Origin of the sequence: Parafilimonas sp. (genome assembly GCF_047606085.1) — a bacterium.
Taxonomy (GTDB): Bacteria; Bacteroidota; Bacteroidia; order Chitinophagales; family Chitinophagaceae; genus Parafilimonas.
In genome coordinates this window covers 37,414-52,404 of sequence record NZ_JASGEX010000021.1, presented here as the reverse complement: position 1 = coordinate 52,404, position 14,991 = coordinate 37,414, and the positions used below count along the sequence as shown (strand labels likewise).

At 37.0% G+C, this 14,991-nt stretch carries 12 protein-coding genes; all 12 read right to left on the bottom strand.

Annotation, left to right across the window (positions count from 1 at the left end):
- Positions 1–424: 424 nt before the first annotated feature.
- The 12 genes from QM629_RS02150 to QM629_RS02095 all read right to left on the bottom strand — a co-directional run bounded on the left by QM629_RS02150 (position 425) and on the right by QM629_RS02095 (position 14,793).
- On the bottom strand, positions 425–2,113 hold the full coding sequence (locus QM629_RS02150; RefSeq protein ID WP_415156714.1) for a helix-hairpin-helix domain-containing protein: 1,689 nt from the start codon (positions 2,111–2,113) through the stop codon (positions 425–427).
- A gap of 232 nt (positions 2,114–2,345) precedes the next feature.
- Positions 2,346–3,107, bottom strand: a complete 762-nt coding sequence (locus tag QM629_RS02145; protein WP_415156712.1) for a LytR/AlgR family response regulator transcription factor — start codon at positions 3,105–3,107, stop codon at positions 2,346–2,348.
- Positions 3,088–5,991 (bottom strand): histidine kinase, encoded by a 2,904-nt coding sequence (locus QM629_RS02140; RefSeq protein WP_415156710.1) that lies wholly within the window; start codon positions 5,989–5,991, stop codon positions 3,088–3,090. The genes QM629_RS02145 and QM629_RS02140 overlap by 20 nt, the downstream gene beginning before the upstream one ends.
- Positions 5,992–6,324: 333 nt before the next feature.
- Positions 6,325–7,329: a glycosyltransferase family 2 protein gene (locus tag QM629_RS02135; RefSeq protein ID WP_415156708.1), complete on the bottom strand. Its 1,005-nt coding sequence runs from the start codon at positions 7,327–7,329 to the stop codon at positions 6,325–6,327.
- A 3-nt stretch (positions 7,330–7,332) separates the two neighbouring features.
- Positions 7,333–8,334, bottom strand: a complete 1,002-nt coding sequence (locus tag QM629_RS02130) for a glycosyltransferase family 2 protein (RefSeq protein WP_415156706.1) — start codon at positions 8,332–8,334, stop codon at positions 7,333–7,335.
- A 14-nt stretch (positions 8,335–8,348) separates the two neighbouring features.
- On the bottom strand, positions 8,349–9,203 hold the full coding sequence (locus tag QM629_RS02125) for an NAD-dependent epimerase/dehydratase family protein (protein ID WP_415156704.1): 855 nt from the start codon (positions 9,201–9,203) through the stop codon (positions 8,349–8,351).
- Positions 9,203–10,429 (bottom strand): methyltransferase domain-containing protein, encoded by a 1,227-nt coding sequence (locus tag QM629_RS02120; RefSeq protein ID WP_415156702.1) that lies wholly within the window; start codon positions 10,427–10,429, stop codon positions 9,203–9,205. Before QM629_RS02120 ends, QM629_RS02125 begins: the two co-directional genes overlap by 1 nt.
- Before the next feature lie 2 nt (positions 10,430–10,431).
- Positions 10,432–10,977: a dTDP-4-dehydrorhamnose 3,5-epimerase gene (gene rfbC, locus QM629_RS02115; RefSeq protein ID WP_415156700.1), complete on the bottom strand. Its 546-nt coding sequence runs from the start codon at positions 10,975–10,977 to the stop codon at positions 10,432–10,434.
- Positions 10,978–11,024: 47 nt separating this feature from the next.
- The gene (gene rfbG / locus QM629_RS02110) at positions 11,025–12,107 is read right to left on the bottom strand and encodes a CDP-glucose 4,6-dehydratase (RefSeq protein WP_415156698.1); all 1,083 of its coding nucleotides are present in this window, start codon (positions 12,105–12,107) and stop codon (positions 11,025–11,027) included.
- Positions 12,092–12,871, bottom strand: coding sequence for a glucose-1-phosphate cytidylyltransferase (rfbF, locus tag QM629_RS02105; protein ID WP_415156696.1), 780 nt, complete (start codon positions 12,869–12,871; stop codon positions 12,092–12,094). Before rfbF ends, rfbG begins: the two co-directional genes overlap by 16 nt.
- Before the next feature lie 55 nt (positions 12,872–12,926).
- Entirely contained in the window at positions 12,927–13,802 is an 876-nt protein-coding gene (locus tag QM629_RS02100; protein WP_415156694.1) for a glycosyltransferase, read from the bottom strand.
- Positions 13,795–14,793: a TIGR00180 family glycosyltransferase gene (locus QM629_RS02095; RefSeq protein ID WP_415156693.1), complete on the bottom strand. Its 999-nt coding sequence runs from the start codon at positions 14,791–14,793 to the stop codon at positions 13,795–13,797. Before QM629_RS02095 ends, QM629_RS02100 begins: the two co-directional genes overlap by 8 nt.
- Positions 14,794–14,991 lie beyond the last annotated feature (198 nt).

Here is a 14,991-nt window from a genome sequence, read left to right as displayed (position 1 = left end):
AATGATAGTTTAAATACAGTTATACTCCTCGCTGGATAAAAATGTGCAATCATTGATTTGCCAAAGTACAAATCTATTCTTATTGCCAGAGGAAGTCTCAAAAGTAAATTGAAGGCTTTGAGAATCGCTGAAACGAAAACTTTCTCCATCAGGTATCCGAATAAAAAAGAGGTTGACTCGACTTTTGAGACGGCCTCAAGCATAAAACATAACCACTGGCACGTCATGCCCCCGACGCGTCGGGGGCATCGCATACTTAGCGTGTACCAATATACATTTTATAAAGTCATCCTTGCTTATACAGCATGATTATGAGATTCCCGCCTTCGCGGGAATGACGGGCAGGAATGTGAGATAATCTTGCAATCCTATAAAGCAGGTGCAAATAGCTAATGCACAAATTCATCCTGTGTTTACTATAACATTAAATGTTGCGTTTTGCCTGTTGTGTTTTTAAAAACAGCTCAAATGCATCTAAAGAAAAGCTGCTGAGGTTTTGCGCGGCTGCAATGCCTGCTTTCTGCGCCGCCAGCACACCATATTTTGTATGCTGAAAAGCGTTTACGGAATGGGCGTCGGGATTAATGGATATCAACACATTTTTATCAATGCAATAATCAAGATAACGCCAATCCATATCAAGCCTGCGCGGATTGGCATTCAGCTCAACTACAACATTATGTGCTGCACAGGCGTCAATGATTGCTTTATAGTTCACCGGGTAACCTGCACGGCTTAATAACAGGCGGCCTGTGCAATGGCCAAGTATGGATGTAAATGGGCTGTTGATGGCATTCATTAAACGCATCATGGCTTTTTCTTCACTCATTTTTAAATTGGAATGCACAGAAGCAATAACCAGATCGAAAGAAGCAAGTATTTCGTCTCTATAATCAAGGCTGCCATCGCCCAGTATATCGCTTTCTATGCTTTTAAAAATTTTAAAAGGCTTCAGCTTTTCATTCAGTTCATCTATCTCGGCGTGCTGGGCTTTCACCCTTTCCTCTGTTAAACCCTTTGCATATCCTACAGATTTGGAATGGTCGCTTATAACAAGATATTCAAGCCCCAGTGTAAGGGCAGCGTTCGCCATTTCTTCAATGGCATTGCTGCCATCGCTCCATTTGGAATGGCTGTGAATAATGGCTTTAATATCTCTTTCCTGAATAACGTTTGGTATGTTATTGGCTGCAGCCTGCTGAATAATGCCAGGCGCTTCACGTAAATAAGGCGGTATGAATGAAAGGCCGGCCTGCTTAAAAATATCTTCTTCAGCATTGAATAAAGATGTGCTGCCGGCAGGCTGCCGCTTATGCCATGCTTCGAGGAAAACCTCACTGCAGGATGTTTCAAATAACTTGTAAAAAAAAATTTCAACCCCCGCATGATAAAAATGCAACGATATATTTTCTTCCCTGCCCTGGAAAACAGAAGTGGCTGCATCAAGCTTTTCTGTTACAAAACTGCGTTGCAACAAAAACGCCTGCAAAGCCGCAGCCGGCGCATTGGTAACCCATTCCAGCCTGTCAATAGTTTCCATCTGCCTGCGAAAAATACCGGTTATTAAAAAGCTGTAGCTGCTGAAATGTTTTTTAAGAAGGCCGTCTAATTCATTGGCAAGCCCTTCAACCTGTGCGTATAAATAGCTCCCGATATTATCCAGGAAATATTCAATAGACTCCTGGATGCTCTTTTGCGTTTTCTCACCAAAGCCTTTATATAAGGTAAGCCTGTTTTCGTTGCATGCATATAATAGTTCGCCAACCGTTTCTATGCCCATCTCTTTCCAGATGACCGCCACTTTTTTAGGGCCAATACCTTTAATATGCATCATTTGCAAAACGCCTGGCGGGGTTTTTTCTATAAGCCCGGCCAACCCGGTTATTTCACCTTTTTCAAATATTTCTGTTATCTTTTTAGCTGCGGATACGCCAATGCCTTTGATAGTTGCATATTTCTCTGCGGGAATAACAGAAAGCTGTTGCGGCAATTTGTCAATCGTAAAAGCAACGGAGGTGTATGCTTTTGCCTTAAAGCTATTTTCCCCATGCACTTCCATCAACTTTGCAAGCAGGGAAAACCGGCCTGCAATAAAAGAATTATCTGCAATCATGTATTAACTGATAATTGCACAAAATATTGAAAGGGTGCAAAACAAAAAAGCCGCTTTTATACGGCTTCTTATTCCAAGAGCTTAGAACCAGTTGTTTTTGATTTAATTCTCCCGAGGATAGAATCGAAAAAAGGTCAGTGCAAATATGGGTATTTTAAAACTGCAGCAATATGTAATTTGTTAAGCGCCCGATTTTAACTAACAACCGTTACTATTGAATAAGTAAGTGCAATTATTCCCCCGGATCAAAAAGGCTTATAAAATCATTTTTCCGGCGGGAAGCAAGTGGTATTTCTGTTTTATCTTTCATTTCTATAATACCACCCTTCCCCTTATGGTACTTTACAATAAACTTTATATTGATGAGGTGCGAGTGGTGCGCCCTGAAAAATATATCAGGCGGAAGCACCTCTTCATATTCCTTTAAGGTTTTTGAAGCGGTATGAGATTTTCCATCGTCCATAAAAAAAATGGTGTAACTGCCTTTTGCTTCACACCGTACTATATTCTGCACAGGAATAACATAAAACCCGAATGAAGTGGGCAGGGTGATGGTGGCAGTATTTTTAGGCGCTGAAAAATTTTTAAGCAGTTGTTCTATTTGCCGGGAAGCTTTTTGAGAATGTATTCTTTCGGCTGACTTATTTACCGCAGCTACAAGCTCTTTTATATTAACAGGCTTAAATAAATAATCGAGCACCGAATATTTAATTGCCTGCAAAAGATAATTATCATAAGCCGTTACAAAAATCACATCAAACTTTACCGGCTGCAAAATATCAAGCAACTGAAATGCATTGCCGCCGCCTATTTCTATATCAAGAAAAACAAGGTCAGGATTATTTTTTGTAATCACACCCATTGCAGTTTCAACAGAATTTGCGTCTCCGGTTACATGAACCTGCGGGCAATACAGATCGAGCATGTTTTTTAGCAATGCAACATTTTTAGGCTCATCCTCAACAATAACGGCATTAATTGTTTTGTTCGGCATAACTAAAAGGAAATTTTATTATTACCCGCGTGCCGGTAGCGCTTTGTTCTGCAATATCTTCAATAGCCACCGTAATATTAACATTATAAAGGCTGTTGAGCCTTTCAATACGGTCACGCACCAGTTGCATGCCTTTTGATGCATACAGGGGATTCGCCTTCTTTTTTAAAGCATTTGAACGGCCTATGCCATTATCTTCCACCATACAGCAAAGGGCATTGCCGCTGTCAAAAAAATGAACCAGAACTGTGCCCCAACCCTTCTGTAAATTCAATATGCCATGCCTTATACTATTTTCAACAAAAGGCTGGATGAACAATGGCGGTATCAATATATTTTCGTCAATATCTTTTTCAACGATGACCCGGAAGGTAAACCAATGCTCATACTTCTTTTGCTCCAGCCCCAGATATGCCTCAAGATATTTTATTTCTTCTGTAAGCGTAATAAATTTTTTGCCTGACATATAAAGTGTTTGCCTTACCAGGGAAGAAAAGTCTGTAATATATTCATTAGCTTCTGCAACATTACCTGAAAATAGGTATTGCTGAATTGAGTTAATACTGTTGAAAATAAAATGCGGGTTCATTTGGGCCCTCAGCGCCATTTGCTCCAGTTCATTGATCCTTCTTTCACGCAGCAGGTCTTCCCGGGCCTTTCTTTTTACGGCCTGTATTCTTGCCCTTACCAATAACCATATTAATGCACCAATAGCAGCAAGGAACACAATTTGCACCCATAGCAGTTGCCAATAATGTTTGGCTTTGGTGAAATGAACGGTGAGCATGCTGCTTTTTACACCATACTTGTTAACGGCATACATGTTTAATTCATAATCACCTGGGTAGAGTAACCGAAATTCCAATATATTTTGCCTGGTTGACTGCCATTCGTTGCTCAGGCCTTTTACCTGGTAGTAGTAGGTAATATCGCCTGCCGACACAAAAGAAATACCTGCATATTCAAAGCGTAGGAAATTATCGTTGCTGGAAAGATGAATGCTGTCCTGGTTAGCATACCAGTTAGCCGCATCTGACTGTATATTCAACAACTTTAAGTGGCAAACGGATTCTTTCCGGGAGGAAGCTGCATTAAAAAATGTAAGCCCATAAGGTGTGCCTGCAAATACGGAGTCGCCGGTTGCATAAATGCAGTTGATTATTTCGCAATCGAGGCCATCAGCCGTTGTAAAACTGGCAATCGAATTATTGTTAAGATCAATTTTGTTTATGCCGCTATCTGTGCCTATCCATATATTATTGCCAGAAAAATAAATACATCTGCAGGAATTGCTTAATAACCCGTCTTTCACAGTTAACTGTTTAATAAGTTTATTATCCCGCAAACAAATAAGGCCATTATTTTCTGTAGCAATCCATATATCGCCATTTTTAGCGCCTATGATTTTTATGATTTTATTTTTCAGAACGGGCAGCTTTTCACCCAAATCTATTACTGAATCATGATTCTTATCCTTAACAATATAAATGCTATTAAGCGTTCCTATATAATATGCTTCACCTGTTTTATAAAAACTGGTGGCACGGCTGCTCCATATTGTATCGCTTAACTTACTTTTAAATGCACCAGCCCTGAATATACCTCTGTCTGTTGAAGCAATCACACGCTTGCCGTCAATCAGGATGCTTTTAATTGTCAAAGAAGGTAAAAACAGAAAAGTCTGATGTTTTTTTATTTGAAATACACCAACATTGGTTGCAGCAAATAAATCTTTATTCTTAATTGAAATTTCTGTAACATATTTAATATTCAAATTTGTCTTTAAATAAAATGAAGTTAACGCGCCATTCTTTAGATTTAATTCACCAAGAACATTCTCATCAGTGCCCATATATAATATTCCATTAGAAGCGCATACAGAATATACAGGAGTATTATCAAAATTTGGTTTAATCTTATAAATTTTAAACCTCACAGATGAAAGCCTGTACACCCCCTGTGTGCTCATCACAAACCATAAATTATTCTCACTGTCACTAAAGCACCTGTTGCTTACCCTGTTAATAAGAAAGCTATCAACAACCTTTTTTTGATTAATGTTATACAGCAGCGTTTTATTGAAAGTTGATATTGCAAAACAACTATCATTAACATAAGAAATTGTGTGAAAATGATCAGGCACCCTCAATTCGAAATAATCATTGTTTTTTTCATTGTGGATTTGAAAAAGGAAATCATTCTTTATTACCTGGTAATATTTATTTACTTCAATGGCTGTTCTTGAGTAATTGGAGTCCTGAAAGGTAGATTTTATAAAAAATTTTGATTTTTTGTACTCACAAATAGTAACATTATGGTCCCTGTCTCCCTTTAATGTTGTATGTATATTTATATACCCATCAGATGAGAGGCCAGCACTATTATTAAACAGATACGTATTATTAATTTCATCCACCTCGTTCAATTTATTATCTCCGGAAAGAATATGCAGCTTTGTTGCTTCCAGGAAAATTATATTTCCTTCGTTATCCTCGCAAGCCTTAAAGATTTCTTCTTTTAAATTAAATTTACCAAGCAACGAGTCATTGTTTCTATTATATATTTTGCCTTCATAATAATAATAAATGGAGTTTCTAAACGGGAAAATCCAAACCCTGTTTTTTGAATCAATAAAAAGGCCTATTATCTCATTGTCGTTTAGCCCGTCGTTTGCCGTATAATTTTTAAAGTGGCTGCCATCGAACCTGCTAAGGCCGGTTTCGGTACCAAACCACATAAAGCCATCCTTATCCTGAGCCACTGCATAAACCGTATTTCCGCTCAATCCATCTTTCACATCATAGTGGTAATAATTATATTGCTGGCTTAAAGCATTGGTATAATAAAGAAATAAAACTAAAAATATGGCTACAATTCGTCTCATGTCAACATTAACTGATTTTGCTAACAATAATTCCAGGTTTTAATACAGTATTATAAATCTTGAAGCCAGTTTCGAAATAGCCTGATACAATTTCTGCCGATACCTGGCCCGCAGAAAAGGTTTTTTCAGCATCTAAGCTTTCATACCCGGCATTCTCATTTTTACAACTAAAAAATGGCCGACACGTCATTGACAGGATCATTATTGGTTTAAGAGGTAAAATTCTCATTTGGTTTAGTTTTAATGTTATAAATATAAGGTTAATTGATTGGAAAAGACAGAAATGCAAAGGTTAGATTCAATTATAAAGCGGAGGCATTTCAATGAACCTTTCTATAACATTTTATAAAAATGCTTCCTGCCGGAAAAAATCAACGGAGATAATCTTATTAGTATAAAAACGTTTACTGAATATTTATAGGGAAGTTTCCAATCCTTAAAAGGGTTTCGGAAGCAAAAAATATTATCAAGCAAAAGGCAAATAAAAAAAACAGGGATTTCAATAATATACATAAGCAAATTAAAAATGTACCAGCCATTCCCATATTGTTTTCTTATCCTCAGATTATTTGATACAATAAGCTGCAGCCCTTTTTTATCGTATAAATTGAAGTATCCCTTATCTGATGAATTGGCAGCAGCATTTATAACTTCACCCTGCAAATGAACAATCCTCAAATCGCCGTACACAACCAGATCGCCGACTTTCTTTAGCCGCGAACACCATTCAGATTCCTCTGCATACAGAAAAAAATCTTCATCCATTAATCCCGCTTTTTCAATTGCAGTTTTTTTTACCATTAAAAAAGCGCCGTTTATCCAATCCACCTTTTGATGCCCGGATGCAACAAGTACATTGGGTTTTTTAGCTTTAAAGGCAAAGGCAATATTTCGCAAAAATTTACCCAAATATGGCAATGGCAATAAATGGTTTAATCCCCCTTTCATAAAATAATTACCAGTAATTTGCAGAGAGCCGTCAGTATTAATGAGCTGAACAGAAGATGCTATAGCTTCATCAACATAAAATTTCTGAAGACATTTGTTTATGCAATCATCAATAACAATCGTGTCCGGATTGAGGAGTAAAACTATCTCGCCTTGTGATTGTTTTATACCCGCATTATTTGCCCTTGCAAAGCCAGCGTTATAGCCCATATCAATCCATTTGATAAAGGGAAATAATTCTAACAAACTATTTCTATCATTTTTATTATTGCTATTGTCAACAATAATCCATTCAAAGTTCCGGGCCGAAGGAAATATCAATGCACTATTTATACAATCAGCAATAAATTTCCCTGCACTATAATTAACTATGATAATTGAAAGCTGCAATGACTAAGACAAAATTGGTTTAGAATATATCTTTTTAAAAAGCAGAAATAAATTACGGCTAATTGCAAACCTGTCAATTTGTTTAGCAAGATTTACGCTTGCATTACTTTCAGGTTTATAATTGTTACCAGGCGCTAATATGTCTGCATAAAACTTGCATTCATCAAGAAAAACAGCAACCGATAAATTACCTCGTTTTTCCTTTGGTGTGCGCATAAGCCGGTGAGCAAGCCCCTTACACCAAAATTGTATAAACCCTATAGCGTATTTTGTAATAACAAAATTATATCCGGTGTTTGTATTTTTTAATTCTTGCAGAAAAATCATAAATTGTTTGAAGGCCGCCTGCATTTTTATATCAGCAGAAATTGCTGTTGTGCTTTGATGCAGCCTGAAAGAAAAACACTCTTTACTGCTCACAGCCAGATAAGATAAAGCTACGATATTAATCCATAGCTCAAAATCTGCAAATAACAGATTTGGATAAGCGGGAATGCCCCCAAGCATGTAATAATCTTTTGATCTTAGCATGAAGCCGGTTCCATTTACATCAATACCTGCTTGCAAAAAAAATGACAAAAATTCAGTAGCAGTCTGTTTTTCCTTCATTGGCCGGCACCTTTTTATGATATTACCCTTTGCATCTATAAACCTGAAATGCGTTTGATACAAGCTTGCATCAGGATATTGATTGATCAAATCATTCACTACCTGCAGATAATTCTTGTCAAATACATCATCATGGCCTGTCATTGTCATAAATTCATTCTTTGGCACCGAAAGAATCCTGGCCCAGTTTTCTTCAATGCTTAAAGGCTTGTCAGCAGGAATAATAACAATACGCTCATCATTCAAAGCCTGCAACCATTCCGCTGTTCCGTCGGTACTGCAATTTTCCAAAATAATCAGGTTGAAATCCTGAAGCGTCTGCGCAAGAATAGAAGCTACACATTCTTTAATGTATCCGCCACCGTTTTTTACAGGTAAAATAAAACTAAACCGCATTAAAACAAAGATGTTTATTTTTCTGTTAATGCCTTATTCAATTTTTTGGTACTGCCCCAAAAATGCATGGGCTCATAATCGGTATATGGATAATAACCGAGGTTTAATTTGATGGTTTTCCCAATTTCATGCAAATAATTTTCAACAAAATCTTTAACAGAAACAGGTTTGCCGCTGCAACAATTAATTATGCCTTCAACCCTGCGCTGCAAAGCAAGTTTTACAATAATTTCTGCTACAGTTGTAACAGGCAGGTAATCTCTCGTCTGTTCTCCACCGCTCATATTAAAAACAGTATCGCCGTTTTGCAAGGCTTTATCCAATTGGGATAAAAGAGAATTTGGGCTTTGCCATTTCCCAAACATATAAAACAGGCGAACCCACTTCAGGGAAAAAGAATATTGTTGCTGCAGTTCTTCAAGATACTTTCTCAATTCGTCTTTTGCTATCGCATAACAACTTGATGGATAAGTTTGCATGTCTTCACTCAAACAGCCTTCCTGCATACCATACTCAAGGCATGTGCCTGTTACAGCAACACTTTTTAAACCATGCCTGATTAAATTTTCAAGCAAAGCCTTATGCCCGGGCAGGTTTATTTCTGTGTGAAATGATGATTTATAGTTAGGCAGTCCCTCCCATGCAAGATGAATGATGATATCGGGCCGATTAAAATATAAAAAGTAATTTATAAGCGGATCGAATTGATTAAAGTTAAAAGGTATATATCGCACATCCTCAAACCAGGCCTGCTGTTTTGCTTTTTCTTCATTTGATGATGTAGCAATTATTTCAACATCATGCTTCAACAATTCATTCATCACATAATTGCCTATGAAACCTGTGGCTCCAGTAACTAATATCTTCATCACACAAAACTTAATTCAGGAACCGGGATTACAAATTTTGCATTCCAGTCTCTAATATAAGATAATTGCTCCGTTATTTCAGCTTTCAAATTCCAGGGAAAAATAATTACATAATCAGGTTTTGCTTCTTTTAAATAAGCTTCATTAACAACCGGAATATGGCTTGCCGGTAAATATTTGTTTTGTTTGTAAGGGTTGGCATCCACAACAAAATCAACCAGATCATTTTTAATTCCGCAATAATTTAAAAGTGTATTTCCTTTTGCGGCCGCGCCATAGGCGGCTACTCTTTTGCCTGCCTTCCTTTGCTCAACCAGGAATTGTACAAATGCAAGTTTTACATTAAGCGCTTTTTGTTGAAAATTATTATAATAGCTTATGTTAAGTATGCCTTTATCTGCTTCCTTTTTAAGCAAGGCTGTTACATTTTCAGATATTGAATTACTATCATCTTCTTTGTGCTTTGCATAAATGCGAAGCGAACCGCCATGCGTTGGTATTTCATCCACATCAAACATTTCCAAACCGTGCGCTTCAAAAATTTGTTTAACCGTGTGAAAAGACAGGTAAGAAAAATGTTCATGATATATTGTATCAAACTGGTTGTTTTCAACCAACTGCATCAGGTGCGGGAACTCCATTGTAATGATTCCCTGCGGCTTTAAAATTATCTTCATGCCGCCAACAAAATCATTGATGTCAGGCACATGTGCCAGTACATTATTGCCAAGCAATAAATCAGCCTGAATGCCTTTTGCTGCAAGTGTTTCAGCCAATCGCACACCAAAAAAATCTACAACAGATTCTATGCCCTTTTCTTCAGCAGCGTTGGCCGTATTGGCAGTGGGCTCTATGCCAAGCACAGGAATATTTTTTTGTTTGAAATATTGCAAAAGATAGCCATCGTTTGATGCCACTTCTATAACCTGCGATGTTTCATTAAATCCAAAACGTTGTGTCATCATTTCGACATAGCGCTTTGAATGCTCCAGCCAGCTTGTTGAAAAAGATGAATAGTAAACATATTCGCTATTGAAGATGGCATCAGATTTTTTGTATTCATCCACCTGCACTAAAAAGCATTTGGAGCAGGTATAAACCTTTAAAGGATAAAACACTTCCGGTTCATTCAACTGCTCTTTTGTAAGAAAAGAATTGGATGCCGGAGAATTAATAAGATCTATAAATACGAGTTCGAGCTCTGTTTTGCAAAACCTGCATTGCATAATTAAATACCTTTAAAATTTTTATCGAGATAAGGATGAGATTTATCTCTTTCTGAAATTATTGTTACAGCCAAAGGCCATTGAATATTTATTCCTGTATCATCATATTTAATGCCGCCTTCAACATTTGGCTTATAGTATTCTGTATGATGATAAAGTAACTCACAACCATCACTCAAACACTGAAAGCCATGTGCAAAACCTTCCGGTATATACATCATCTTTTTATTGGAGGCAGAAAGTTCCGTGCCAAACCACTGCAAAAAAGTAGGTGATTTTTTTCGAAGATCAACAACAACATCAAACACAATTCCTGCTATACAACGAACCATTTTTATTTCACTAAAAGGAGGTAACTGGTAATGCATTCCCCGTAATGAACCTTTTTTGTTAGTGAATGAATGATTCATCTGCAGCCACTCTTTCGTATGACCGATCTGCTTAAATTCATCTTTGCAAAAATACCTGGCAAACCAGCCTCTTTCATCAGTGAAAGGTTCTAATTCAATGATATAATTGCCTTGTAATATTGTTTCAAAAAAGATCATGGCCTATCCCTAAATCCCTTTCCAAAGGAAAGGGACTTTAAAAAAAGTCACAGTTTTAAATAATTATCAATTTGCTGAAACGTATATGCAGCAAGCTCTTCAAAAGGCTGTTTGTACCAGTTCACCGTCCACTCTATGGCTTGTTGCGCATTCAGCTTTGGCTTCCAGCTTAGCTCCTGCTGAACTCTTTCAATACTTAATTTCAATAATCCTGCTTCATGCGGCGCTGACGTGTCAGCCATATTTTTCCATTTACCGCATCCCCAGGTTTTAATGGCTGTTTCAACCAGTTCTTTAACGGTTAAATGATCATCGGGTAATGGTCCGAAATTGTAAGCTTTTGAAAACTGTTGCGGTGCATTATTCAGCCGGCCGGCCAACAATAAATATCCAACCAATGGCTCAAGCACATGTTGCCAGGGACGAACAGCATCGGGGTTACGTACATCAATCGCATGATCATTTTTTAATGCACGGATAATATCGGGAATTATACGGTCTTTATTCCAGTCGCCGCCGCCAATTACATTGCCTGCCCTTGCACTGGCAATCGCTTTTTGATGCTGCTGATAATTTTGTGTGTTGAAAAATGAATTCCTGAAAGAACTGATCACTAATTCTGCACAGGCTTTGCTGGCAGAATAAGGATCATAGCCGCCCAATGCGTCATCTTCTTTATATAAAACTAAATTATCCTCTTTGTTTTCATACACCTTATCTGTTGTTATAGCTACAACAGTACATTTCTTTTTAAGACTGATAAGCGTTTCCAAAACGTTTGCAGTGCCGGTAACATTTACATCAAAAGTTTCTGCCGGAATCTGATAAGAACGCCGCACAAGAGGTTGCGCAGCCAGATGAAAAATATAGTCGGGCTGAAATGCCTCTATTTCTTTTTGCAACTGCCGTTTATCGCGTATGTCTGCAATAACGCTTTGCATATTTACAGATGGCTCCAGGATATTGTATAAGCCATCAATATATTCAGGCTCCAATGCATAACCCTTTATTTCTGCATTAAGATTATACAATAAAGCACAAAGCCAGGAGCCTTTAAAGCCGGTATGGCCGGTTATAAAAACTTTTTTATTCTTATAATATTGCTGAAGGTTATTTACCAGGTTTTCCATTTTGCATTTCCCGATTTCCAGAGGTTCTCCAATTCAATCTTATCCCGCAATGCATCCATAGGTTTCCAAAAACCGGTATGCTTATAAGCAATAAGCTGCTTGTCGCTGGCAAGCGTCTGCATAGGCATATCTTCCCACATTATATCATCAATATTTTCTGCATTCAGGTAATTAAAAACGTCTGGCTTCAATACAAAAAACCCGCCATTAATCCATTTATTATCTCCTTTTGGCTTTTCTTTAAAATGATCAACAACGCCGCCTGCTTCTATTTCCATGCTGCCAAACCTGCCTTCGGGCTGCACGGCTGTAACCGTTGCTATTTTATTATGAGATTGATGAAAAGCAAGCAATTCTTTGATATTGATATCGGCAACGCCATCACCATACGTAAGCATAAAATCTTCTTCACCAATATATTTTTGTACCTGTTTTAAACGGCCTGCTGTTTTTGTATTCAGGCCTGTATCAACAAGCGTAACAACGAAAGACTCGGCATTTGTATAATGTACATTTACCTTATTGCTTTCCAGTTCAATTGTTATGTCAGAATTATGCAAATAATATTGCATAAAATACTCCTTAATATAAAAACCTTTATAGCCAAGGCAAACCACAAATTCCTTAAATCCAAAGCTGTCATATATCTTCATGATATGCCATAATATTGGCCTGCCGCCAATTTCAACCATTGGCTTCGGCCTTACATCTGTTTCTTCGGCCAGCCTTGTACCTAAACCGCCTGCAAAAATTACAACCTTCATTAATTGGGTTTTGCTGCAAAGTAAAAGGAAAAGAAATTAAACCGGCAGCGCGTGATTATGAAAGCCTTTTCTTTTTATAATCTAAATACCCTTTTAAAATACTTTTGCAGTTCTGAAAAAACTTACCGGAAAACAAGAGGTTGTTTTTTAAAGCAACCAACATTAACCTATCCCTTTCTTTAAATTCTGCCGGAAAAAATTTGCTGTATTTATTTTTCACAAACAAATAATTACGCACCATATAATAAACACGCAAAGGAGAATGTATTGTTCGTTTTCGCTTTGCGATAAACCCCAGGTAACCGCTGTTTGTTTTTTTTCCTAACTGGTGCTGTAAAAAAATGTTGTTTAGAAGAAGTATCTTATACTTATGTAATTTAACCCTGTAACAAAAATCAGCATCTACTTCATCCACAAAAAGATTTTCATTATAGCCATTTACCTGCTGCCATGCATTAAGGTTTACAATGCTGCCGGATGTTATAACCGCATTTACTTCGCTATATTCTTTTGCTATGGTTTGCAATTTTCGTTTGTGAGACGGTGCGGCAACACCAATATTTTTATTTGCTGATATTTGCTGTTGAAAAAAAGAAAAATATTTATTTCTGTCTTCCTCCGCAAAATAAGAATCCTGGTCCATTGTTAACAACCATTGATAATTATCTTTTAAAGCATTTGCAGCCGCCAGGTTTAATGCTGCCCCTATTCCTTCATTTTTACTGTTTGGCAAATACACCGCCTTATTGCCTAAAGCTGATATGCCGGGCAAATAATTGCTTTTGAAATCAGGTTCATCGGTATTATCTACAATAAATAATTTATTTGTCAAAGGCAGATATGAATAAATATTATTAATAAGATTTTCATCCGGAAAATACAGCACCACCACCGCGGCAAGCAAAGGTTTGTATGTATTATTTTCAGGCATGCTTTTTTAAAATGCTTTCAATTTTAGCCAGGTCATTTCTTTCAGAAGGTGTTTTCACCACTTTACTTAAACGCCTGTTTTTTTCAATGGCCCTGTTTTTTCTTATTATCCAGTTACCAAGAAATGGAATATGCTGTATAACCCTGCCGATTTTTTTCCTGGAAGATATTGAAGGAAACTTGCTCTGGTGAATTACAACTGCCAGCTTTTTAAAAATATCCTGGAGAAATGCATAAAAAAACAACTGGTCTTTATCAGGCAGAATGTGGTTCAATTTAAAACTTAAGAAGCTTATAAAACTGTCTAATTCCGGTTTATATTTTTCATCATTAAAAATTTTATCCAGGTTATCCGCTGTTTTATCGTCAGAATCTGTTGCATATTCCCGCACCTGAAAAAGAATATTCAGTTCTTTGTAAAACCCTTTTGTTACAGGCACAACAGCAGTTAAATACTCATACAAATAAAGATTATATATTTTATTCCCCGCCGTTTTAAATGCCTCATCCAGATAAGCAGTTCTGTGCACTGCATAGGCCACAGAGCGATAATCTTCAAAAAAAGTTTCTAACCGCCTGAGCGGATCGGCAATTTGCAAATCATATTCAGTTTTTGTATAAATAGTATTGAACTCAACATGCTTCTTATGTATGCTTTCTTTATAATATGCCAGCACGTTGCCCTGCACAGCAGCATAAGACGGGTTATTTTGAAGAAAAAGCACGCATTTTTCCAGGGCGGACGGAATAATAAAATCATCATCTGCACATATTACCACAAAGGGCGTTGATATGCTCTTTAAAGTGCGTTCAATTTTTTGTATATATGTTTCGCCTGGCGTATATACATATTGCCAGTTTTCTTTTAAAGGCTTTTTAAAAATGTGCTCATTTACAGAACTGTCTGCTATAGTAATAAAAAAGCCTGTGGCCTGATAATATTCCAGCAACCTGTCCAGGTTTTTATGACGGTTATTAAGAACAATTATCATGGTAACCAGTTCGAACATTGGCAATAACATTTATCTGCAAACCTAATATTTACATTTTCATTGGTAATGAAAATTCTCTGCAAATCAATTTTGTTTATTACATATAACCGGTTTTATGGAAATATAGTTTCTCTTTTTTATAATACCCAACTGGATATATTTGCCTTTAAAATGTATTTTTTTATTGCTTACTCTAAC

Excerpts from the sequence above, each read along its gene's own strand:
- QM629_RS02150 (WP_415156714.1), bottom strand. The coding sequence starts at position 2,113 with ATGATTGCAGATAATTCTTTTATTGCAGGCCGGTTTTCCCTGCTTGCA.
- QM629_RS02145 (WP_415156712.1), bottom strand. The coding sequence starts at position 3,107 with ATGCCGAACAAAACAATTAATGCCGTTATTGTTGAGGATGAGCCTAAA.
- QM629_RS02140 (WP_415156710.1), bottom strand. The coding sequence starts at position 5,991 with ATGAGACGAATTGTAGCCATATTTTTAGTTTTATTTCTTTATTATACC.
- QM629_RS02130 (WP_415156706.1), bottom strand. The coding sequence starts at position 8,334 with ATGCGGTTTAGTTTTATTTTACCTGTAAAAAACGGTGGCGGATACATT.
- QM629_RS02125 (WP_415156704.1), bottom strand. The coding sequence starts at position 9,203 with ATGAAGATATTAGTTACTGGAGCCACAGGTTTCATAGGCAATTATGTG.
- QM629_RS02120 (WP_415156702.1), bottom strand. The coding sequence starts at position 10,429 with ATGCAATGCAGGTTTTGCAAAACAGAGCTCGAACTCGTATTTATAGAT.
- rfbC (WP_415156700.1), bottom strand. The coding sequence starts at position 10,977 with ATGATCTTTTTTGAAACAATATTACAAGGCAATTATATCATTGAATTA.
- rfbG (WP_415156698.1), bottom strand. The coding sequence starts at position 12,107 with ATGGAAAACCTGGTAAATAACCTTCAGCAATATTATAAGAATAAAAAA.
- rfbF (WP_415156696.1), bottom strand. The coding sequence starts at position 12,871 with ATGAAGGTTGTAATTTTTGCAGGCGGTTTAGGTACAAGGCTGGCCGAA.
- QM629_RS02100 (WP_415156694.1), bottom strand. The coding sequence starts at position 13,802 with ATGCCTGAAAATAATACATACAAACCTTTGCTTGCCGCGGTGGTGGTG.
- QM629_RS02095 (WP_415156693.1), bottom strand. The coding sequence starts at position 14,793 with ATGATAATTGTTCTTAATAACCGTCATAAAAACCTGGACAGGTTGCTG.